Raw genomic sequence first — 21062 nt, forward strand, 5'->3', positions numbered from 1 at the left:
GCATCTTGCGAAGAGTATTTTTAAGTAAGATGCGATCTTACTGCGATATGTCCGGATACTGCCACATGGTCGTCGGTACTCGCGTCCGCCAATACTAGTCTGGGACCGTTGCGGCGGTTTGTAAGCGGCTCTCTGCCTGCACCACCAGTTGGCCTGCGCGACCAGGGATTTCTCCCCAAGAAAGCGGAAAGGTCGGCAATACCAGCTGGCTGATTTTTTTATAGTATTCGGCCATCGATACCAGTTCATATCCTTGCGACAGCCATCCTTTCAGCAAGTCTTCGAATGCGCCAGCCAGTTTTTGGCCTTCCAGCTCCGCATGCAGGGTAAATACATGGTCGCGCAGTGCTGCCGTGAGCGCGAGTATTCTTCCGGTGACGTTGGATGCATCGACCAGAACGCCATCAATACGGCGCCCGAGCAATTCATCCAGGGTCGGCAGCGTGGTGGGCAACTGTACGCAATTCAGCGTCTTGCCGGCTACGCTCAGCCTATGAGGCCCGGCTTCGATATCGACCAGCGTGCCATTTTCCGCCAGCCGGCAGCGGCTGTCGGATGCGTAGCGGATGCCGAGGTCATCGAGATGTGCAAAAGCTTGGGCATTCATTTGCCAGCCGGCGGCACCATGGGTAGGCGGTGCCGCGCCAAAAATCTGGGTGAAGCGAGCTACCGATTTTTGCATCTGGCCAATGGTCCAGACGGCGTCCCGTTGGCGCACGTGGTCTTGCCAGAGCACATGGTCCCAGGTATGGATGCCGCATTCAAAACCGGCATCCTTGACGGCGCGCATCTGCGCTGCACAGGCCTTGCCGATATCAGGCGCTGGCAGCAGCACGCCGTACAACAAGGTTTTGATGCCGTAATGTTCAAGCACGGAAGTGCGCGCCACTTTTTTCAAAAAGCCCGGGCGCAGCGCGCGCCTTAAGGCCCAGCCGGTATGGTCGGGGCCGAGCGAAAACAGGAAGCTGGCGCGGGCGCCATACTTTTGCAGCAGCCGGACCAGGCGAGGCACGCCGTCTACGGTGCCACGGTAGGTATCGACATCGATTTTCAGTGCCAGCAGCGCCATCAGTCGATCAATGCCCGGGCGGCGGCAACCTGGTCGCGGTAGGCGTCGTAAATATGCCGCAGCGACTCTTGCATGCCCGTGACCGGCGTCCAGTCAAGTTCCGAGTGGGTATTGTCGATCTTCGGCAGGCGGAACTGCACGTCCTGATAGCCGGAGCCGTAGTAGGCGTTGGCGCTGGAATCGACCAGCTGCACGCGCCTTGCCGAGGCTGCATATTCCTGATAATCACTGGCCAGGTGCAGCATCATGCCTGCCAGTTCGCGGATGGAGTGGCAATTGGCCGGATTGCCGATATTGTATATTTTTCCGTTGGCAATGCCATTCCTGTTTTCAATAATTTTCATCAGCGCGCTGATGCCATCGTCAATGTACGTGAAAGTACGTTTCTGATGGCCACCATCGACCAGCAAGATATCCTCTCCACGCAGGATATGGCCGAAAAACTGGGTGACCACGCGGGAGCTGCCTTCTTTCGAGGTCTGGATCGAATCGAGGCCGGCACCGATCCAGTTGAAAGGGCGAAACAAGGTGAAATTCAGGTCTTCTTTCATGCCGTAGCCCCAGATCACCCGGTCCATCAACTGTTTGGCACAGGCATAGATCCAGCGCGGCTTGTTGATGGGGCCATACACCAGTTCAGAGTGTTCGGCATCGAACTCGTCGTCATGACACATGCCATACACTTCCGAGGTCGAAGGAAACACCAGGTGCTTGTGATACCTGGCCGCAGCGCGCACGATAGGTAAGTTAGCTTCAAAGTCGAGTTCGAATACGCGCAGCGGCTCCTTGACATAAGTGGCTGGTGTGGCGATCGCAACCAAGGGCAGCACCACGTCGCATTTTTTGACATGATATTCGACCCATTCCTTGTTGATCGTGATATCGCCTTCGGAAAAATGCATGCGATTGCAATACAGCGGATTTTCAAGCAGATCGCGGATGCGGTTGTCTTCGATATCCATTCCATACACCGCCCAGTCCGTTGTTTCCAGGATGCGCTTGGACAGGTGATGACCGATAAAGCCATTTACGCCAAGTATCAGTATTTTTTTCATAGCATTGCTCCTTGTCTGGCTGACTTTTGCAACGCAGGGCACGTTGCCAGCGCATGTTGAAAATCGATTGGCGATATCACTTGACCGCGGTTCAGCAACGCGTGGATATGCAGGGCGTGGCCATCACCGCCGATGCCGAGAATCCGGCCATCCACTACGGCCAGGCCTGGCTCCAGGCCGGGAGCCAGAGCATGTGCGGCCTGAGCTTCCAGCCGAGCCTTGCCGATTGTGTAAGTTTCTTTACCGATCACGGTCCAGGCGCCTGGGTAGGGCGGGGCGACGGCCCGATGCAGGTTGTAGATCACTTGCGCCGGACGGTGCCAGTCGATACGACCATCGGCCGGTGTGCGGCCACCAAAATAGCTGCCACAGGCCAGGTCATTGCGGATCCGCGGCGCGCGACCGGCCAGCAGTGCCGGCAACACTTGCCACAGCGCTTGCTCGGCGGCGACCGTGACCTTGCCGAATACCTCATGGGCGGTATCGTCGGGCAGGATCGGCACCGGGACTTGCGCAATGATCGCGCCGGCATCCGGCAGGGCGGTCATTTCATGGAGCGTGGCGCCGGTTTCGGCTTCGCCATGCAGTATTGCCCAGTTCACGGGCGCGCGGCCACGATAGCGGGGCAGCAGGGAGCCATGCATGTTAAAGGCGCCACGCGGCGCCAGTGCCAGCATGGTGGCGGGCAGCATGTGCCGGTAGTAAAAGCTGAACAGGTAATCCGGTGCAGCTGCACGCACTTTGGCGAACAGCTCGGGTCCCGCAGGATCGCTCGGCATAATGCAGGCAATGCCGCGTTCATCGCAAAAGGCTGCCACCGAATCGAACCAGATCGCTTCGGCCGGATTGTCGGTATGCGTGACCACCAGCGCGACTTCGACGCCGCGCGCCAGCAAGACCTGCAGGCAGCGCACGCCGACATTGTGATAGGCGAATACGACCGCGCGCATCATTGCTCCCGCTGTATCAGCGATCGCACTGCGGGCGACTGCTGTTCATGATTATTCTCCAGTATGGCCTTCACCACGTAACGTGGACGGCCACGCACCTGCTGGTAGATGCGGCCGATATACTCGCCTACCACGCCGATGCCGAACAGGAGTACTCCCATCAGGAAAAATTCGATCGCGAACAAGGTGAAGATACCTTGCACTTCTGCTCCCAGCGCAAAGCGCCGCACCATGAGCACGATAAACAGCATGGCGGAAAAAAACGCAAGCACCACGCCAAGCAGCGACAGGAATTGCAACGGCACCATAGAAAAGCCGGTGACCAGATCAAAGTTCAGGCGAATCAGGCTGTACAGCGAATACTTGGTTTTTCCTGCAGCGCGCGCTTCATGTTCGACTTCAATCTCGGCCGGATGCTGGGCAAATGTATAGGCCAGCGCAGGAACGAAGGTGTTGACTTCAGTGCACTGGTTGATCAGGTCGACGACCGCGCGGCTATAGGCGCGCAGCATGTTGCCCTGGTCGGTCATCCGGACATGGGTGATTTTTTCACGCAGATAATTGTTCAGGCGTGATGCCCAGGCGCGCCAGGCAGTATCGTGGCGTTCGCGCCGGATAGAGCCGACATAGTCGTAGCCCTCGGCCATTTTTGCCAGCAGCTTGCCAATCTCTTCCGGTGGATTCTGCAAGTCGGCATCCAGCGTGACTATGATATCGCCACGCGCTTCCATGAAGCCGGCAAGGATCGCCATGTGCTGGCCGTAGTTACCATTGAATAAGATCACACGCGTCACGTCGGGGCGTCGACGAAACTGTTCGGCAAGCATGGTGGCGGAGCGGTCGCTGCTGCCATCGTTGATGAACAGGATTTCATACGATTTGCCCAATTCCTGCAGCGCCGGATACAGCCGCGCAAACAGCTTGGCCAAGCCGGCTTCTTCGTTATAGACTGGAATGACGATGGAAATTTCGGGATTCATTTGAGTCGCATCTTATCGTCGAGAATTGATTTGACTGCATCGACGACGCGATCGATATCCTGCTCGGTCATCGTCGAAAAAAGCGGGAGCGTCACGATTTGTCGTCCGATGCGTTCGGCAACCGGAAACATCCCCTCCCGGAAGCCAAGCCGGCGGTACAGCGCAAACAAGTGTATTGGGGGATAGTGGACGCCAACGCCGATTTCTCTTTCCTTCATGGCTGCAATGAAATCTGTCCGCCTTATTGTCTCGGGAAGCACAATTTGGAACATGTGCCAGTTGGAGTCGGTAAAATTGGCAGGTGGCAGACGGACATCGTACTGCGCTTCAAAATGTTCCCCAAAAACTGAAAAATAGTGGCGCGCCAGGGCGAGTCTTGTCCTGTTAAGGGCTTCCAGTTGGGCCAGTTGACCGATACCGATGGCGGCGGCAATGTCACTCATATTGAACTTGCCGCCCAGGACATTGACTTCCATGCCATCAAAGCCGCTGCGGATGACGCCTTGCAGCCGATATTGTTCAGCAAGGAACGCCTCTTCGGCAGTGTTCAGTACTAGGCAGCCGCCTTCGCCGGTCGTGATGTTCTTGTTGGCCTGAAAACTGAACGACACCAGGTCGCCGAAGCTTCCGAGGGGGTTTCTTTTCCAGCTGGAGCCAAATGCCTGGGCCGCATCTTCAATCACGCGCAGTTGATGCCTTTTCGCAATGGCATACAACTTATCCATGTCCATAGGCAGGCCGGCCAGAAAGACCGGCATGATGGCGCGGGTGCGCGGCGTTATCGCAGCCTCGATCAAGCCGAGATCGATATTTCGCGTAGCGAGATCGATATCGACGAACACCGGTGTGGCGCCAACGGTCAGGATGACGTTGGCAGTGGCCACCCAGGAGATCGGCGTGGTGACCACTTCATCGCCGGCGCCAATGCCAGCGATGCGCAAGGCGATCTCCATCGTGCCAGTGCCGGAATTAAACGTGCGTACCGGCCGGCCGCCGAAATAGTCCGAAAGCTTTTCTTCGAATTGGCGCACCTTGGGGCCGCCTGTAAGCCAGCCGTTGCGCAATACTTCCACTACCCCTGCGATAGTGGCTTCATCGATCGCCGGTTTTGCAAATGGTAAGTAGGGTACAGTCATGGAGGATATTTTTAAATGGAACTAACTGCGAACTAGCAAGAGGACGCCGATGATGATGACGCCGATGGCGAGCAAGCGCTGAGGCGATACTGCTTCTCCGAGGAAGTACCAGGCGCCCACTGCATTGATGACATATCCCAGCGATAGCATTGGGTAAGCAATGGTGACGTCGATGCGCGACAGGCCGATGATCCACACCACTACCGACATCACATAGCACGCCAGACCGGCAATCACCGGCCACTGGGTGGCTACCATGGCGCCGGTGGAAAGCCAGTTATCCGCGCTGAGATGGATCGAACCGATCGCATTGGTGCCGGCCTTGAGCAACAGTTGCGCCAGCGCGTTCAGGAAGATGCCTGCCAGAATGAATCCAAAGGTAGATGTAGTCATGGCCGACCTGGAGTCGTAATGTAGTTGGTGACGATAACGCGACGCGGGTCTTGCCCGATGATATGCATCGGGACCTCTTTGTTTCGCATGTCGATATAGATGTCCGGCCGCAGGATCGCGACTGCCGCCTTCCCATCAGCATGGTCCGCATTCCATCGGGCGATGAAGGTATCTCGGCTCGGCAGCCACAAGTAAGGTTCCTGCTCCAGGCCGAAAGCCATTTCATCGGCGTATTCGACCAGCGTCATGGTCCGTTGCAGGTAGAACGGCAGCGCCTGTTCATACAGGCCGACGGCATAGAGCGGGGTGTCCGGCGCCAATGCCGCCTGGATTGCCGGTACATGCATGATGCCGGCCTTATAGCGTCCGAGCGGTTCATGGCCGATCAGGAGAAGCTGCCCGCAGAGAAAGCCGCCGGCTGCCAGCGCCAAGACCGCCCAGTCGTGCCGGCGGCGCGCCAGCCATATGGCGAGCAGGCCGCCCGCCAGGCCGGCAGCTGTTGCCGCTGCGACCCATGCGGCATTTTGCTGATACAAAGGCAGTTCATAGGCATTTTTGGCCAGCGCCGGCACCTTCCAGGCGAACCCCAGCCCGAGCGCGCAGCACAAGCTGAACAAGCCTGCCGTCCACGCCAGAGATTTGAACGAGGTGCGATCAAGGTAGTGCGCGATCAGCAGCGCGAGCGCCGGAATGATCGGCAGGATATAGCCGGGTAGCTTGGAACTGGACAGACTGAAAAAAACAAAGATGAAACCGCTCCAGATCAACAGCAACCTGAGCGGCTGAAAGCGGGTAGGCGCAAGCCGCCAGCCATGCCAAAGAGATTGACCAAGTGTGCCCAGCCAAGGGGTGATACCAACTAACAGAAGCGGGATGAAGTAATACCAGCTTCCCTCCCGGTGGTGCACCGTGCTGGTGAAACGCTGGAAGTGTTCATGAATGAAGAAAAAATGTGGGAATTCCGGATTTTTGATCGACACCAGCACGAACCAGGGTGCTGCGATGACAAGAAACAGAAGTAGGCCTTTGCCGATATGCAAATGTCGCCATAGATTGCGGTCGTGTTGCAGCAGCATATAGAGAATCAGCACTGCGCCGGGTAGCACAATGCCAATCAAGCCTTTCGATAACACCGCCAAGGCCATACCGGCCCAGCACAGCAGGATCCAGTTACGCTGCACGCGCGGATGGGTGCCGTCATGTTGTGACAGCAGGAAAGCACATAGCGCCAGCGTCATTGTTGTCGCCAGCCCCATGTCGAGCGAATTGACATGACTGGAAACTGACCAGTAAATGCTGGATCCAAGCACCACTCCGGCGATAAGACCGGTGCGCACATTGAAAATCCGGCGCCCGGTATAAACGACCATTGCAATAGTGAACAATCCGCACAGTCCGGTCCATAGTCGGGCTTGCCATTCGCCCAGGCTAAAAGCCTTGAACGTCAACGCATTGAGCCAAGTCTGGAGTGGGGGCTTTTCAAAATACTTGATGCCGTTCAGCCGAAGTGTAATGAAGTCGTTGGTGCGCGCCATTTCACGGGCCATTTCAGCATAGCGGCCTTCATCGGACGGAACCAGGGTACGCGCCTCCAAGGCGTATAGCCAGACCAAGCAGAACATTATAAAAAGAAAGCCAATAATCGCCTTAAAGTACGGCAGCGATGTGCTTGTCATACCTTCCTTGGTGCCATTGATCCTGGTTGAGAATGGTTTGGTCGCCATTAATTACATAGGAAAATAGACGGAAAGTATCCGCATGCGGATGCATGAATATCGTTTGACTGTCGATGCAAGTTATTGATGCCACTCATCCAATGTTCAAAGTGCTGGGTTATCTGGATGAGGATGTAGGAAAAATTTGTTCTAAACCGTTTGAAAATCGTCGATTGAAACTCTTTGAAGGGAAGGGAGGCTGGTTCTTCGAATCGTACATGGCGTGACAGCGACTGAATCGGCCTTTAGGGCGGGAGGGACAGGTGTTGTCTTTCTACCCTAGTCGCGTGCGCGGGAACAATTGAAGGTTGGGCAGACAGGGCGGTCATGTTGATGGTGCCGAGTCAGACGGGCGCGTCAATAAGATGTTCCGCGATGAGGGCGGGTTGCGCGATGATATGGGCGCGCTGCCCGTCGAGGAAATGACGGGGCTTCCTTATGCAAGCGTTGTCACGGCTACAGACCGTGACGGCAAAATGGTTCTGGTCATGCACGCATGCGGCCACGACATCCATGTTGCCTGGCTCGTCGGGCAGGCGCGCGACGCCTGGCATGGCACGGCGATGGTGGTCTTTCAACCAGGCGAAGAACTGCTGTAGGCGTCTGCGCCATGATTGATGACGGATTGTTCGACCGCTTTCCCAGTCCGGATGTTGTACTCGGGCAGCACGTCATAGCTGGACCGGACAGCAGCATCGGTGGTCGCCCTGGAACCATCACTTCCGCCGCAGGCCTCTACGTCGGCCTGTGCTTGGTGGCCATTAGGCGCGGATGGAATCTGCCTATTGCGCACTCCGCAGAGCATAGAGGTAGTGCTATTTTTTTCCTGAATCACCACAAAAATCATATTTGACATAATATAAATTATGCGAATAATTAGTTGGATGTTTCATTCTCTTATTCTCTTATTCAACGCCACGTTTCTACCTAACCGCAAAATTCCAGACCTAGGTAAATTCCTACATATAATGTCCAGCAGCGTAATCGCATACCCGCTATGCGCAGCCACACGTAAAAAGAATTATTGCCGTGTACAATTCCACCTATCGTCGCCAAACGAGCCGCAAGCCATAACCGCACATGACCCAGACTTCCTCCTGCAACAGCACCCCCCTGGTTTCACTAGACAGCCTTCGCGCCAACTGCGCCAGTTGCAGCCTGCATCAGCTTTGCCTGCCGATGGGATTGGATGAGACGGATATGCAACGGCTCGACCAGATCATCGGTCGACGCCGGCGTATTGCCAAGGATGAAATCCTCTACCGCATGGATGATCCGTTCAACATGCTCTATGCGATCCGCTTCGGTCATTTCAAGACGTATCAGGTCAACGCCAATGGCGAACGCCAGATCACCGGCTTCCAAATGGCTGGCGAATTGCTCGGCATGGATGCCATCAGCACCGAACGCCACCAGTGCGATGCCATGGCACTCGAAGACAGTGAGGTTTGCGAAATCCCGTTCAGGCAGCTGGAAGACTTGTTCGGCCATATCCCGAACCTGCTGCGGCATTTTCACCGGATCATGAGCCAGGAAATTACGCGTGAACAGAATGTCATGCTTTTGCTCGGCAATATGCGGGCGGAACAGAAATTCGCGGCATTCCTGGTTAATCTCGCCTCCCGCTACCAGACGCGCGGGTACTCATCCACCACATTCCAGCTGCGCATGTCGCGCGAGGAAATCGGCAATTACCTGGGCCTGACAATCGAAAGCATCAGCCGGCTGATTTCCAAGTTCAAGAAGGGTGGCTGGCTGCGCGTCAGCAACCGCGAGGTGGAAATCCTCGCGCCGGAGCGCCTCAAGGCCATCGCTGCCGGGACCGCGACCTGTTCCTGATTCATACCAGAGCACCCTTGATCCGATAGGTGCTCTAGCTCTTTCCGCTAGCTTTTTCCGGTCACACTGCCGCTGGAAGTTGATTGCAGGTAGTACGTCAGGCCACTGGCGATCGCGCAGAAAACCCAGAAGCAGAAAAAACCGATCGTATATACGGCAATCGCGGGCAGCTCGACGCCGGCATCGAGCATGCCCAGTTCATGCGGGTCGAAATAAGAAAAGAAGAGGCCTTCCGCGACAATCGCGGAGAGGAACGAGGGCCATAAAATGACCAGAGCCAGGCGCAACACCCCTACTCTCCTGCCGGGTGTTGATCAAGCGCCTGAACGTCGGACTTGACCAGGATCTCGCGCTCGCGCGGCCATGCCCATTCGCCATTCAGGCGCCATTGACGGTCCATGCTTTCCACCATGACTTGCCAGCGCGCGGTTTCAAGCATCGGCAAGTCTAGAGTAAAGGCGCCGTTGGCATCCGGCTGAACGACCATATGCATGTCCTTGCCCGGTTGGGTGGAATGGATAAGCTGAATACGGACGCGCTCGGTCACGGGACCATTCTTGGCCTTGAGCTGGCCAGCCAACTTGCCGGCCGCCGGGGCATATCGCATTCCCAGTTCCAGTCCTCGAGCCGCCGCGACGCGGTCACGTTTAAGGTCCTGGTTGATTGCCTTGCCCTGCTTATAGTAGTCATCGACCACCAGCGCATCCGGAGTTTTTACTGCCAGCCAGATCGTGAACGCGCCGCCGACCACGACTACGCCCGGACCGAGCATGAGCAGCCAGGGCCATTTATGCTTGTACCAGGGGGCGCTTGTCGGCATTGAATTGAAATGCGGTGTGGATGTTTGCATTGTTATGTCCCCGTCAAATTAGCGCGGTATGAAAAATGCCGCTTTTTCCTGCACCTGAAGACGCTCGTCGTCGACCGCCTTCAACTCGATAGAGATCTTGTTGGAACCCGGCGCGCCCTTGCCCTCCGGGACCCGTATCCGCACGGGCACGGCGCGTGAAGCGGTCGCTTCCAGCATCACCTCAGGCGCCGATGCGATGGTGATCCCTTCGATCCCGCTTGCGGAAATTCGATAACGGTGCGGAACTTCTTCGGTATTCATGATCTGCAGGCGATACACGTTCTCGATCGCGCCGTCTTCCACCTCTCGCGCCATGGCGCCGCGATCGCGGATCACATCCATCTTCAGCGGCGTGCGCGTGACTAGCGTGCCGAGAAATACTGCCACAATGGCGAGCAGGATGCCACTGTAGATCAGCACGCGCGGCCGCAACACGCGCTTGCGCATCGCTGCTGTGCTGAGCCGGTCACGCATGCCATTTTCAGTAGCGTAGCGAATCAGTCCGCGTGGCTTGCCGATCTTGTCCATCACATTATTGCAGGCGTCGACGCAGGCCGCGCAACCGATGCATTCGTACTGCAAGCCCTTGCGGATATCGATGCCGGCCGGGCAGACCTGGACGCACATGGTGCAATCGATGCAATCGCCCTGCCCTTGCGTCTGCTTTTGCTTGACGTAGGCGCTGCGGGGCTCGCCACGCTTCTCGTCATAGGTGATGATGAGCGTGTCCGGATCGAACATGGAGCTCTGGAAGCGCGCATACGGGCACATGTAGCGGCATACCTGCTCGCGCAGCCAGCCGGCGTTGCCGTAAGTGGCAAAGCCGTAGAACAGCACCCAGAACCATTCCCACGGCCCGAGGCCGAGCGATGCCACCGATTTCAGCAGGGTCTGGATCGGCGTGAAATAGCCGACGAAGGTGAAGCCGGTCCACAGCGCCACCGCGCCCCAGGCCAGATGCTTGCCGAACTTGCGCAGAAATTTCTGCACCGACCACGGCTGCCTGTCGAGCCGCATGCGGGTGCTGCGATCGCCTTCGAATTTCCGCTCAATCCACATGAAGACTTCCGTGTAGACCGTTTGTGGGCAGGCGAAGCCGCACCAGACCCTACCCGCTACTGCCGTCGCCAGAAACAACAGGTAGGCGGAGATAATGAGCAGCGCCGCAAGATAGACGAAATCCTGCGGCCACAGCACTAGGCCGAACAGATAGAACTTACGTGACGCCAGATCAAACAGCACCGCCTGCCGCCCGTTCCAGGAAAGCCATGGCAATCCGTAAAAAACAAGCTGGGTAATCCAGACGCATGCCCAGCGCAGGCTGGCGTAGCGTCCTTTTACCTCGCGCGCGTAGATCTCTTCACGCGCGGCGTACATCTTGATGACGGAAACTTGTGGTTGGGGTGCTGTATTGTTCATGATGCGTCTTTACCGGGTTCCAGCCTCGGCGGGAACGTTCGATAAACTCCAGATGTAAGCGGCCAGGACATGGACCTTGGCATCGCCCAGGAACTCCTGGAATGCCGGCATGGTGCTGTCGCGTCCCTTGCGGATGGTTTCTGTAATGGCTTGCTGGCTGCCGCCATGCAGCCATATCTTGTCCGTCAGGTTCGGCGCGCCCAGTGCTTGCGTGCCCTTCGCATCGGCGCCGTGGCATGCCGCGCAGGTGGCAAATTTCGGCTTGCCCAGCGTCGACTTGATCGGATCATGGGTCAGGCCTGACAAGCTGCGCACGTAATGCGCGACGTTTTCAACATCCTGGTCGGAACCGAGCGCCTCGGCCATAGGCGGCATCATGCCGTGGCGGCCGTTCAGGATGGTTTCCTTGATGGTCTCGGGATTGCCGCCGTACAGCCAGTCCTTGTCGCTCAGGTTCGGATAACCCTTGCTGCCGCGGGCGTCCGAGCCGTGGCATTGGGCGCAGTAGGTCATGAACAGGCGTTCGCCGATGGCTTGGGCCTGCGGGTCGGCGGCGACGGCCTTGAGATCCTGCTTGGCGAACTTGTCGAACAGCGGACCGTATTCGGCATCAGCCTTCTTCAGCTCTTCCTGGTATTGGCCGGTTGATTTCCAGCCGAGCTTGCCGGCATAGCTGCCCAGGCCCGGATACAGGACGAGATAGACCAGCGCGAACACGATGGTGATATAGAACAGCCACATCCACCAGCGCGGCATGGGGTTGTTCAGCTCGGTCAGGCCTTCATCCCAGCTGTGGCCCGTGCTCTCGGTCTGGCCATTGGCGTCGACCTTGACTTCGATCTTGACCCTGGACTGCGCCCACAGCAGGATGCCGCAGCCGATAATGCCGGCCAGGGTCAGAAAGACGATGTAAATGTCCCAGAAGCCGCTTGTGAAGTCAGCCATGTTGATTCTCCGTGCTTGATGTTTTCGAATCGACCTGCGAGTCGGCCTGTTCGTCGGCGAACGGCAGCATGGCGGCTTCGTTGAAATCCGAAGCGCGATGCAGCAGGTAAGTCCACACGATGATGCCGACGAAAGTGATGAAGCTGACGGTCGTGATTACGCTGCGCGTATCGATGAAAAAATTCTCCAGTGACATGGCTTACCTCTTGGCCTTGATTTGCGTGCCCAGACCTTGCAGGTAGGCGATCAGCGCATCCTGTTCGGTCTTGCCTTCGAGCGCTTTGGGCGCTTCGGCGATTTCTGCTTCCGAATACGGCGTGCCCAGGCGCTGCAGCGCGCGCATCTTCGGCACGATGTCATTGGTGGCCAGCTTGGTAGTGGCGAGCCAGGAGTAGCTCGGCATGTTCGATTCCGGCACCACGTCGCGCGGATTGTTCAGGTGGGCGCGATGCCATTCGTCGCTGTAGCGGCCGCCGACGCGCGCCAGATCCGGACCGGTGCGCTTGGAACCCCACTGGAAGGGACGGTCGTAGACCGACTCGCCCGCCACCGAGTAGTGACCATAACGCTCGGTCTCGGCGCGGAACGGGCGGATCATCTGCGAGTGGCAGTTGTAGCAGCCTTCGCGGACATAGATGTCGCGGCCGGTCAGGCGCAGCGCCGAATACGGCTTCAGCCCCGCTACCGGCTCGGTGGTCGAGCGCTGGAAGAACAGTGGCACGATTTCAGTCAAGCCGCCGACGCTGACCACCAGGACGACCAGGACGATCAGCAGCAAGGGGTTTTTCTCGATCCATTCATGTTTGAATTTCATTGCTTGCTCCTAGATTCAGACGTGTGCAGCTGCCGTCGCATGCGCCGAGGCTGCGGGTGCGAGTGCCGGGATACGGGTATTGGCCGGCAGGCTGCCGCGCAGGGTCATCACCGTGTTGACTGCCATGAGCACCATGCCGGAGAGGTACAGGAGGCCGCCGGCCAGGCGAATGACATAGTACGGATAGGTTGCCTTCACCGATTCGACGAAGGAATAGGTCAAGGTGCCGTCGCTGTTCACTGCGCGCCACATCAGGCCTTGCATCACACCGGCGATCCACATCGAGGCGATATAGAGAACGATGCCGATGGTCGCGACCCAGAAGTGCAGCTCGATCAGGCGCTTGCTCCACATTTGCTGCTTGCCGGCCAGGCGCGGCAGCAGGTAGTAGATCGAGCCCATCGTGATGAAGCCGACCCAGCCGAGCGCGCCGGCGTGGACGTGGCCGACAGTCCAGTCGGTGTAGTGCGACAGCGCGTTGACGGTCTTAATCGACATCATCGGGCCTTCGAAGGTCGCCATGCCATAGAAGGACAGCGAAACGATCAGGAATTTCAGGATCGGATCGTCGCGCAGCTTGTGCCAGGCGCCCGACAGGGTCATCATGCCGTTGATCATGCCGCCCCAGCTCGGCGCCAGCAGGATCAGCGAGAACACCATGCCGACGGACTGCGCCCAGTCGGGCAAGGCGGTGTAATGCAGGTGATGCGGACCCGCCCACATGTAGGTGAAGATCAGCGCCCAGAAGTGCACAATCGACAGGCGATACGAGTACACGGGCTTTTCGGCCTGCTTCGGGATGAAGTAATACATCATGCCGAGGAAGCCGGCGGTGAGGAAAAAGCCCACGGCGTTATGGCCGTACCACCACTGGATCATCGCATCCTGCACGCCCGAATAGGCCGAATAGGATTTGGTCATCGACGCAGGCATGGCCATGCTGTTGACGATATGCAGAAGCGCCACGGCAAGGATGAAGCCGCCGAAGAACCAGTTGGCGACATAGATGTGCGGGACTTTACGCTTCCATAGCGTGCCGAAGAAGACGACGGCATACGAGACCCAGACTACGGCGATCAGCAAGTCGATCGGCCATTCCAGTTCGGCGTATTCCTTGCCTTGCGTGTAACCCATCGGCAGCGTGATGGCCGCGGCGACGATGACCAGTTGCCAGCCCCAGAAAGTGAAGGCAGCCAGGCCGTCGGAGAACAGGCGCACCTGGCTGGTACGCTGGACGACGTAATAAGAAGTGGCGAACAGTGCGCAGCCGCCGAACGCGAAGATCACGGCATTGGTATGCAACGGCCGCAAACGGCCGTAACTTAACCAGGCAATATCGAAATTGAGTGCCGGCCAGGCGAGCTGGGCGGCGATGAACACCCCGACCAGCATGCCGACCACACCCCACACCACGGTCGCAATGGCAAATTGCTTGACGACCTTATAGTTGTAGTTGAGTTGCGTATCCACGAACTTTCCCCTGACACATTGACGATGGGAAGAAGATTACGTGGGAGAACTTCAAAAAACCTTGATATGAATCAAAATGTCCCAAAACGGAACTGCTAGGCACACAACAGTTGAAGGGCTTAGATGTTGGTATTACGCGAGGTGGAATCGGTACGAACCGGCTCGGCATTGCGGTCGTCATCCTGCAATACCTTCAGCGCCGGACCGACCATGTCATCGAACTGGCCGCTGTCCGACATGCGGAAAAATACCCAGATCGCCAGAAAGACGAGCAGGATACTCAGCGGGATCAGGATGTAGAGGGATTCCATGTCAATTTATTAAACTGGCGCCGGTCTGACCTGTTTGGGCAAGCTCGTCATCGAGGCTGCCTGCAGTTTTATGTGCCGTAATCGTAATGCATTGAGCACGACAATCGCGGAGCTCACGGACATGCCGATCGCCGATACCCAGGGATTCAGCCATCCGACGGCGGCGGCCGGAATCGCGATCACATTATACAGGCTCGCCCAGCCGAGATTTTGCCGTACCACTGCCATGGTCCGCGCTGCCACCAGGGCGGTATCGGCAATCGTCGACAGATGTTCGGATGTCACCACGGCGTCGGCATGGGTTTGCGCGAGCGCGGCGCCGGAAGCCATGGCAAAGGATACATCGGCGGCACGCAAGACCGCGGCGTCGTTGATGCCATCACCGACCATGGCCACGATGGCACCCTGCTTCTGCTCCTGCAGCTGGCGCACCACGTCCAGTTTCTGCTGCGGCAATTTGTCGCCATATACCGTATCGATGCCAAGCAGGCGGCCGACCCGGTCGGCTGCGGACTGGCGGTCGCCGCTCAGCAGAATCACTTTCTTGCCTAATCGGGTGAATGTACGAATGACCTGTTGCGCATCCGGCCGGATTTCATCGGAAATATCGAAGCGCGCCAGCCAGTTGCCTTGCGTGCCGAGATAAACCGAAGTCATGCCGGATTGTTCGGATGATTCGGGCAGCGCTCCCGCCATCCCGCTCACGAATTGCGCATTACCGATTCGATAATCCGCATTGCCGATGCGGCCGGCGACACCCTGCCCCGCCACGTATTCCACCTGTTCGCACTGCAGGCTATTCGTGTCGTTGCTTCCATAGCGCAGAATGGCCTGGGCGAGAGGATGCGCATTCGCGGATTCCAGGGCCGAAGCGATGCGCGAGCAATCTTCGCGGGATGCGCTGCCCAATAATTGCATTTTCTGAACGACGGGTTTGCCGTAGGTGAGCGTGCCGGTCTTGTCGAACACGACATGGCTTACCCGGTGCAGCGTTTCGAGGACGTGGCCGTGCGTGATCAGGACGCCATGGCGCAGCAGCCGGTCGGTTGCCGCCGCCAGCGCTGTCGGCGTCGCGAGCGACAAGGCGCATGGGCAGGAGACGACCAAAACAGCGATTGCGATCGGCCAGGCACGTGACGGGTCGATGATCTGCCATGCGACAAACACGCCCGCCGCCAGCAGCAGCAATCCGGCGACGAACCAGGCCGATACCTTGTCGGCCCACAGCGCCAGCTGCGGCTTGCCCTGCCCTGCCTGTTCGATCAGGCTGAGCAATGCAGCCATGGTGCTCTCTTTAACCGGCTTATCCACGCGCAGCAGCATCGGCTGGGCGGCATTCACGGCCCCACCTGGAACGGCGTCGCCGACAGTCTTGCCAACCGGCTGACTTTCACCCGTCAGCAGCGACAAATCGATAGATGTCTGCCCTTCGATCAGCGTGCCGTCTGCGGCGATGGCATCGCCCGGACGGACCAGGATGACATCGCCCTGCTTCAGCAAGCCAGCAGGCACCAGTTCAGAAGCGCGGTCAGCGGGATAATTCTTCAGCAATAGCGCCGACGCTGGCAAGGCATGCTGCATTTTCTGCAAGGCCGACGCCGCCTTGCGCCGTGCCAGCAGTTCGACATAGCGGCTGCATAACAACAGGAAGATGAACATCGTCACCGAGTCGTAATACACATCGCCCGTGTTGCGCCAGGTCGCATCGAGGCTGCCGGCAAACGCCGCGACAATCCCGAGAGCGATGGGCACGTCCATGCCGAGCGCCTTCTGGCGCAGATTCGCCCACGCCCCCTGATAGAACGGCAAGGCTGAATACAGCACGGCGGGAATGGTCATCAGCAGGCTCGCCCAGCGCATCAGCGCATCCATGTCGGCATCGAGCGTGCCGTCGGTGGCGGTATAAGCCGGAAAGGCGTACATCATGACCTGCATCATCGCCAGGCCGGCGATGAAGAGGCGCCGGAACAGCGTTTTCTCCGCCGTCCTTAAATATTCTTCATGCCGCTTGGCGTCATACGGATAGGCGCGATAGCCGATGCTCTGCAAAGCCTGCAGGATATCGCTGGCCTGGCAGGCGCCGACGGCCCAGCGCACGTGAAGGCGCTCGGTGGCGACGTTGACATCCGCCTGCAGCAAGCCGGGAACCGCGGCCAGGCGTCTTTCGATGAGCCAGACACAGGCCGCGCAGCGAATGCCCTCCAGGGTGAAGCTTGCTTCGATCGTCTCGGCATCGTCGGGCGCTTCGTCGGTGGATGCATCGTACAGGCGCAATTGCTCGGGAACCAGCGCCTCGCGATCCGCCGTATCGGCAAAGCCTGTACGGGTGCGGTAATAATCATCGAGGCCATTGGCTACGATGGCTTGCGCAACCGATTCGCAGCCCGGGCAACACATTGGCCGCGCGACATGATCGATGGTCACTGACCAGTCTGCTCCGGCAGGAATCGGCAAGCCGCAATGGAAGCAACCTTCCTGCACGGCCGATAGCACGGCTCCGAAGGCTGGCATGGCCTGCGCGGCGCTCACAACAGACCTCCATGCACGGGAGTGACACAAAACGAATCGAGCCATCCCAATGAAAGCCCGTTGGCTGCGCGAATTAGGCCTAGCACGCCGAATATCAATACGATGGCGCCGCCGATGCGGCGGACCTTGCGGTCGGGCGTCCAGGATTGCAAGCTTGCGCCAAGCAAGCCCGCGCCAAGCAATACCGGCAGGGTTCCAAGGCCGAATGCCAGCATGACTGCCGCACCGGAAGTAGCGGAACCGCTCAGCATCGCCGTCAACAAGACGCTATAGACCATGCCGCAAGGGACCATGCCCCACAGGCTGCCCAGCGCGACCGCTTTCAGCGGCGTATCCATCGGCAGGAAATAACGGGTGGCAGGCTGAATTCGCCGCCAGAGCACCTGGCCTCCGCGTTCCAGCACCAACAGCACGCTGTTGGTACTCATCAGGTGCAGCCCCAAGAGGATCAGCATGAAGTTCGCCAGCCAATAGCCGACCGTCTCCACGGCGGCAAGATTGACGAAGGCGCGTCCGCTGCCGGCCAGGCCGCCGCCGATGGCGCCAAGGATGGCGTAAGTGCCGATCCGGCCTAGGTTGTAGGACAGGACACGCGCGGTCTTGTCCAGGGCCGCGCTTGATGCGCTCTGGGGCGAATGAGCGACCGCGATGGGAATGGTTCTTCTCTGGCCGCCGGCCATGGAAAACGCGCTGACGATCCCTCCGCACATGCCGATGCAATGGATGCCTCCAAGGAGTCCGATCACGAATACCGGCAGCAGGCTGATTCCGCTCATCGATTATCTTTAAATGGTTCTGGAAAAACGCACGGGCTGGATACCGGCGGCAGGATTCGGCTTGCCGATATAACGGTCGAATACCATGCTGATATTACGGATCAGCAGGCGCCCCTTGGGCGTGACGGTAAGCCACTCGTCATCCAGGGTCAACAGGCCATCCTTTTCATATTCCCTCAGCTTTTCGATTTCCTTCGCGAAGTACTCGCGGAAGGTGATCGAAAAGCCCAGCTCGATCGAACGCAGCGACAATTCGAAATTACACATCAACATCTGGATGATAAAACGCCGCAGCACGTCATCGAGATTGAGCCTGATGCCGCGTTCTATCGGCAGTTCATTGTTATCCAGGCGATCATAGTAGTCGTCCAGCGTCTTGACATTTTGGCTATAGGTGCCGCCGACGGCGCTGATCGCCGACACGCCGCATGACACCATTTCAGCGTCGGAGTGCGTGGAATAACCCTGAAAGTTGCGATGAAGCCGCCCCTGCGCCTGCGCGATCGCCAGTTCATCGTTCGGCTTGGCGAAGTGATCCATGCCGATGTAGATATAACCCGCTGCTGTCAGGCGCTCGATACAGAGCGACAGCAGCTGCAGCTTCGTTTCGCTGCTCGGCATGTCTTCATCGGCGATGCGACGCTGGGCCTTGAACAGGTGCGGCAAATGCGCGTAGCTGTAGACCGAGATGCGGTCTGGATCGGCCTGGACCACGCTGTCGAGCGTTTCCGCCATCGTCTCCGGCGTCTGCTTGGGCAAGCCATAGATCAGGTCTATGCTGATGGAACGGAAACCCGCTTCCCGCGCGGCGGCCATGGCACTCAGCGTCTGCTCCTTGGGTTGAATGCGGTTGACGGCTTTTTGCACATCCTCGTTGAAATCCTGCACACCCAGGCTGAGCCGGTTGAAGCCTTGGGCGCGCAAGGACTTGATGCGCTCGGGCGTCACGGTGCGCGGGTCGATCTCGATCGAGAATTCGCCTTCGCTATCGCTGACAAAACGGAACGACTTGTGCAGATGCGCCATCAGATCGCCCATCTGATCATCGGTCAGATAGGTTGGCGTGCCGCCGCCGAAGTGCAATTGTTCGAGCTGGTGCATGCCGTCGAACAAGCGTGCCTGCATGGTGATTTCGCGCTTCAGGTAACCCAGATAAGTTTCCGCCTTGCTGCGGATCTTGGTAATGATCTTGTTGCAGGCGCAGTAGTAGCAAAGGCTCTGGCAGAACGGGATATGGATGTAGAGTGACAGCGGATTACGCGAACGCATGGACCTGACGCGGGTGACGGCTTCCAGGTAGTCGCCCATGCGGAATTCACCGCCGAAGCGATCGGCGGTCGGATAGGAGGTATAGCGCGGACCTTGCTGCGGAAGCTTGCGGATCAGCTCGGCATCGAAATCGACTTTGGAAAAAAACGGTTGTATGTGTTCGCGGGCGGACATCTATCACTCCTGCCAGATGGCGCTTCCAGACCGTGGAAACGCTTAGTGGTCAAGTGGAGTGTACGTTTTTACGATGCGCAACAACCTTGATCTAAGTCAAAATACTCGGAGCCCGTCATGCCGCATTGGCAAGGCCTTCGACATAGCCGTCGCCAAGTAAAAAGTCGATCAACTGTTTGACCGGTCGAATTTCATTGCCAAAGGGGAGACGCTCCGAACCGCGGAAGAACAGGCCGCGGTTGACGTCGCCTTTGAGGGCGAATGCCAGTTGCTGGTCGATGCAGAATTGTCCATGTTTGCCGATGCCGTCGCGCAATCCGCACTGGTGCAGGCAATCGAATCCCACGAGGCATGGCTTCGCGGCTGCTTTGCTCTGCAGCTTTTCTTCCTTGTCCAGATAATTGGCCAGCCATTGCGTCTTGACCGCGCGCGCCGGCAAGCCTGCCACGCTCATGAAGGTGACGATATCTTCCGGTTTGGCGTTGGCCAGCACTTCCTTGAACTTCGGATGCGCATCGCCCTCTTCCGTCACGGCAAAGGCCGTTCCCAGCTGGATGGCGTCGGCACCAAGCTTAAACAGGTTCTTCACCTGTTCGGGACTATGGATGCCGCCGGCGACGATCAGCGGAATGCGCTCGCGCTCCAGACCCATGTCCTTGAACAGTTCGCGCGCACCTTCCAGCACCGTGGGAAAGGCATAGCCGGGATCATCGACGCTATCCTTGTTCGGCGCACCGAGATGGCCAGCGGCATACCGAGGGTTTTCGATTACGATGGCATCCGGCAGGCGGTTCTTGCGCATCCATTTCTTCAGGATGAGCCCGATACCACGTACATCCGACAGGATCGGAATCAGCGACACCTTGGGGTAATCGGCGGTCAGTTCCGGCAAGTCGAGCGGCAGGCCTGCGCCTACCACGACGGCATCGATACCGCTCTGGCAGGCTTGCTTCACATAAGCGGCGTATTCCGCCACCGCGCGCATGACGTTCACCGCAATCATGCCGCGCCCTTCGGATAATTTTTTGGCAGCCTGGATTTCACGATCGAGCGCGACGAGATTAGCCTGGTTGATGGCTTCCTTGTCACGCGACTTGCCGGTGGCCGCCATGAGGTCGGCATGATGGCGGCGCAAGTCCACGCTGGAGATCGTGCCCATCGCGCCGAGGGACGCGACAGTTCCCGCAAGACGATGCGCCGAAATGCCGACGCCCATGCCGCCTTGCACGATGGGCAGTAAGGCTTTTTCCCTGATTGTGAGCTTATTCATAGATTGCGGACTCGATGCATGTGCGGACTTCGACGCACTTGCTACAAGCGCGAAGAAAGGAGGTGTTGGAGGGCATTGCCGAACGGGAGATGGATTGC

General features: G+C 58.2%; 21 protein-coding genes. 2 read left to right on the forward strand and 19 right to left on the reverse strand.

The features are described 5' to 3' along the window. Nucleotides 1-94: 94 nt before the first annotated feature. The 7 genes from EDC30_RS01820 to EDC30_RS01850 are packed head-to-tail and all read right to left on the reverse strand — an operon-like array spanning nucleotide 95 to nucleotide 7259. Nucleotides 95-1069, reverse strand: coding sequence for a polysaccharide deacetylase family protein (locus tag EDC30_RS01820; RefSeq protein WP_132256712.1), 975 nt, complete (start codon nucleotides 1067-1069; stop codon nucleotides 95-97). Continuing rightward, the gene (locus tag EDC30_RS01825; protein ID WP_132256714.1) at nucleotides 1069-2124 is read right to left on the reverse strand and encodes a bifunctional UDP-4-keto-pentose/UDP-xylose synthase; all 1056 of its coding nucleotides are present in this window, start codon (nucleotides 2122-2124) and stop codon (nucleotides 1069-1071) included. Before EDC30_RS01825 ends, EDC30_RS01820 begins: the two co-directional genes overlap by 1 nt. Beyond that, nucleotides 2121-3074: a formyltransferase gene (locus EDC30_RS01830; protein WP_132256716.1), complete on the reverse strand. Its 954-nt coding sequence runs from the start codon at nucleotides 3072-3074 to the stop codon at nucleotides 2121-2123. Before EDC30_RS01830 ends, EDC30_RS01825 begins: the two co-directional genes overlap by 4 nt. Further along, a complete protein-coding gene (locus EDC30_RS01835; RefSeq protein WP_132256718.1) occupies nucleotides 3074-4054 on the reverse strand; it encodes a glycosyltransferase in 981 nt (326 codons plus the stop codon). The genes EDC30_RS01830 and EDC30_RS01835 overlap by 1 nt, the downstream gene beginning before the upstream one ends. Continuing rightward, nucleotides 4051-5190 (reverse strand): DegT/DnrJ/EryC1/StrS family aminotransferase, encoded by a 1140-nt coding sequence (locus EDC30_RS01840; RefSeq protein ID WP_132256719.1) that lies wholly within the window; start codon nucleotides 5188-5190, stop codon nucleotides 4051-4053. Before EDC30_RS01840 ends, EDC30_RS01835 begins: the two co-directional genes overlap by 4 nt. Before the next feature lie 21 nt (nucleotides 5191-5211). Further along, the gene (locus EDC30_RS01845; protein WP_132256721.1) at nucleotides 5212-5583 is read right to left on the reverse strand and encodes an EamA family transporter; all 372 of its coding nucleotides are present in this window, start codon (nucleotides 5581-5583) and stop codon (nucleotides 5212-5214) included. Then, on the reverse strand, nucleotides 5580-7259 hold the full coding sequence (locus EDC30_RS01850; RefSeq protein WP_132256722.1) for a glycosyltransferase family 39 protein: 1680 nt from the start codon (nucleotides 7257-7259) through the stop codon (nucleotides 5580-5582). The genes EDC30_RS01845 and EDC30_RS01850 overlap by 4 nt, the downstream gene beginning before the upstream one ends. A gap of 404 nt (nucleotides 7260-7663) precedes the next feature. Between EDC30_RS01850 and EDC30_RS19570 the strand changes: the two genes are divergently transcribed. After that, nucleotides 7664-7897, forward strand: a complete 234-nt coding sequence (locus EDC30_RS19570) for a M20/M25/M40 family metallo-hydrolase (protein WP_207907193.1) — start codon at nucleotides 7664-7666, stop codon at nucleotides 7895-7897. Nucleotides 7898-8378: 481 nt separating this feature from the next. Next, complete coding sequence (gene fnr / locus EDC30_RS01860) at nucleotides 8379-9137, forward strand: fumarate/nitrate reduction transcriptional regulator Fnr (RefSeq protein WP_132256724.1); 759 nt, start codon at nucleotides 8379-8381, stop codon at nucleotides 9135-9137. 47 nt (nucleotides 9138-9184) lie between these two features. Here fnr and EDC30_RS01865 read toward each other — a convergent pair whose 3' ends face one another. From EDC30_RS01865 to EDC30_RS01920, 12 genes are all read right to left on the reverse strand, one after another. Beyond that, entirely contained in the window at nucleotides 9185-9427 is a 243-nt protein-coding gene (locus EDC30_RS01865) for a hypothetical protein (RefSeq protein ID WP_165973696.1), read from the reverse strand. Between the two features lie 2 nt (nucleotides 9428-9429). Further along, nucleotides 9430-9987 (reverse strand): FixH family protein, encoded by a 558-nt coding sequence (locus tag EDC30_RS01870; protein ID WP_243656613.1) that lies wholly within the window; start codon nucleotides 9985-9987, stop codon nucleotides 9430-9432. A gap of 18 nt (nucleotides 9988-10005) precedes the next feature. Continuing rightward, nucleotides 10006-11406, reverse strand: coding sequence for a cytochrome c oxidase accessory protein CcoG (ccoG, locus tag EDC30_RS01875; RefSeq protein ID WP_132256725.1), 1401 nt, complete (start codon nucleotides 11404-11406; stop codon nucleotides 10006-10008). Between the two features lie 9 nt (nucleotides 11407-11415). Continuing rightward, nucleotides 11416-12351: a cytochrome-c oxidase, cbb3-type subunit III gene (gene ccoP / locus EDC30_RS01880; protein WP_132256727.1), complete on the reverse strand. Its 936-nt coding sequence runs from the start codon at nucleotides 12349-12351 to the stop codon at nucleotides 11416-11418. Beyond that, the gene (locus EDC30_RS01885; RefSeq protein ID WP_132256729.1) at nucleotides 12344-12547 is read right to left on the reverse strand and encodes a cbb3-type cytochrome oxidase subunit 3; all 204 of its coding nucleotides are present in this window, start codon (nucleotides 12545-12547) and stop codon (nucleotides 12344-12346) included. The genes ccoP and EDC30_RS01885 overlap by 8 nt, the downstream gene beginning before the upstream one ends. A 3-nt stretch (nucleotides 12548-12550) precedes the next feature. After that, complete coding sequence (gene ccoO / locus EDC30_RS01890; RefSeq protein WP_132256730.1) at nucleotides 12551-13165, reverse strand: cytochrome-c oxidase, cbb3-type subunit II; 615 nt, start codon at nucleotides 13163-13165, stop codon at nucleotides 12551-12553. Between the two features lie 15 nt (nucleotides 13166-13180). Further along, nucleotides 13181-14635 (reverse strand): cytochrome-c oxidase, cbb3-type subunit I, encoded by a 1455-nt coding sequence (gene ccoN, locus EDC30_RS01895; protein ID WP_132256732.1) that lies wholly within the window; start codon nucleotides 14633-14635, stop codon nucleotides 13181-13183. Nucleotides 14636-14754: 119 nt separating this feature from the next. Further along, nucleotides 14755-14946 (reverse strand): cbb3-type cytochrome oxidase assembly protein CcoS, encoded by a 192-nt coding sequence (ccoS, locus tag EDC30_RS01900; RefSeq protein WP_132256733.1) that lies wholly within the window; start codon nucleotides 14944-14946, stop codon nucleotides 14755-14757. Between the two features lie 9 nt (nucleotides 14947-14955). After that, nucleotides 14956-17457: a heavy metal translocating P-type ATPase gene (locus EDC30_RS01905; RefSeq protein WP_132257235.1), complete on the reverse strand. Its 2502-nt coding sequence runs from the start codon at nucleotides 17455-17457 to the stop codon at nucleotides 14956-14958. 14 nt (nucleotides 17458-17471) lie between these two features. Then, nucleotides 17472-18251 (reverse strand): sulfite exporter TauE/SafE family protein, encoded by a 780-nt coding sequence (locus tag EDC30_RS01910; protein ID WP_132256735.1) that lies wholly within the window; start codon nucleotides 18249-18251, stop codon nucleotides 17472-17474. Between the two features lie 9 nt (nucleotides 18252-18260). Beyond that, nucleotides 18261-19694 (reverse strand): oxygen-independent coproporphyrinogen III oxidase, encoded by a 1434-nt coding sequence (gene hemN / locus EDC30_RS01915; RefSeq protein ID WP_132256737.1) that lies wholly within the window; start codon nucleotides 19692-19694, stop codon nucleotides 18261-18263. A 115-nt stretch (nucleotides 19695-19809) separates the two neighbouring features. Next, on the reverse strand, nucleotides 19810-20964 hold the full coding sequence (locus tag EDC30_RS01920; RefSeq protein WP_132256739.1) for an NAD(P)H-dependent flavin oxidoreductase: 1155 nt from the start codon (nucleotides 20962-20964) through the stop codon (nucleotides 19810-19812). Nucleotides 20965-21062 lie beyond the last annotated feature (98 nt).

This window comes from Paucimonas lemoignei (assembly GCF_004342585.1).
In the GTDB taxonomy this organism is placed as follows: domain Bacteria; phylum Pseudomonadota; class Gammaproteobacteria; order Burkholderiales; family Burkholderiaceae_D; genus Paucimonas; species Paucimonas lemoignei.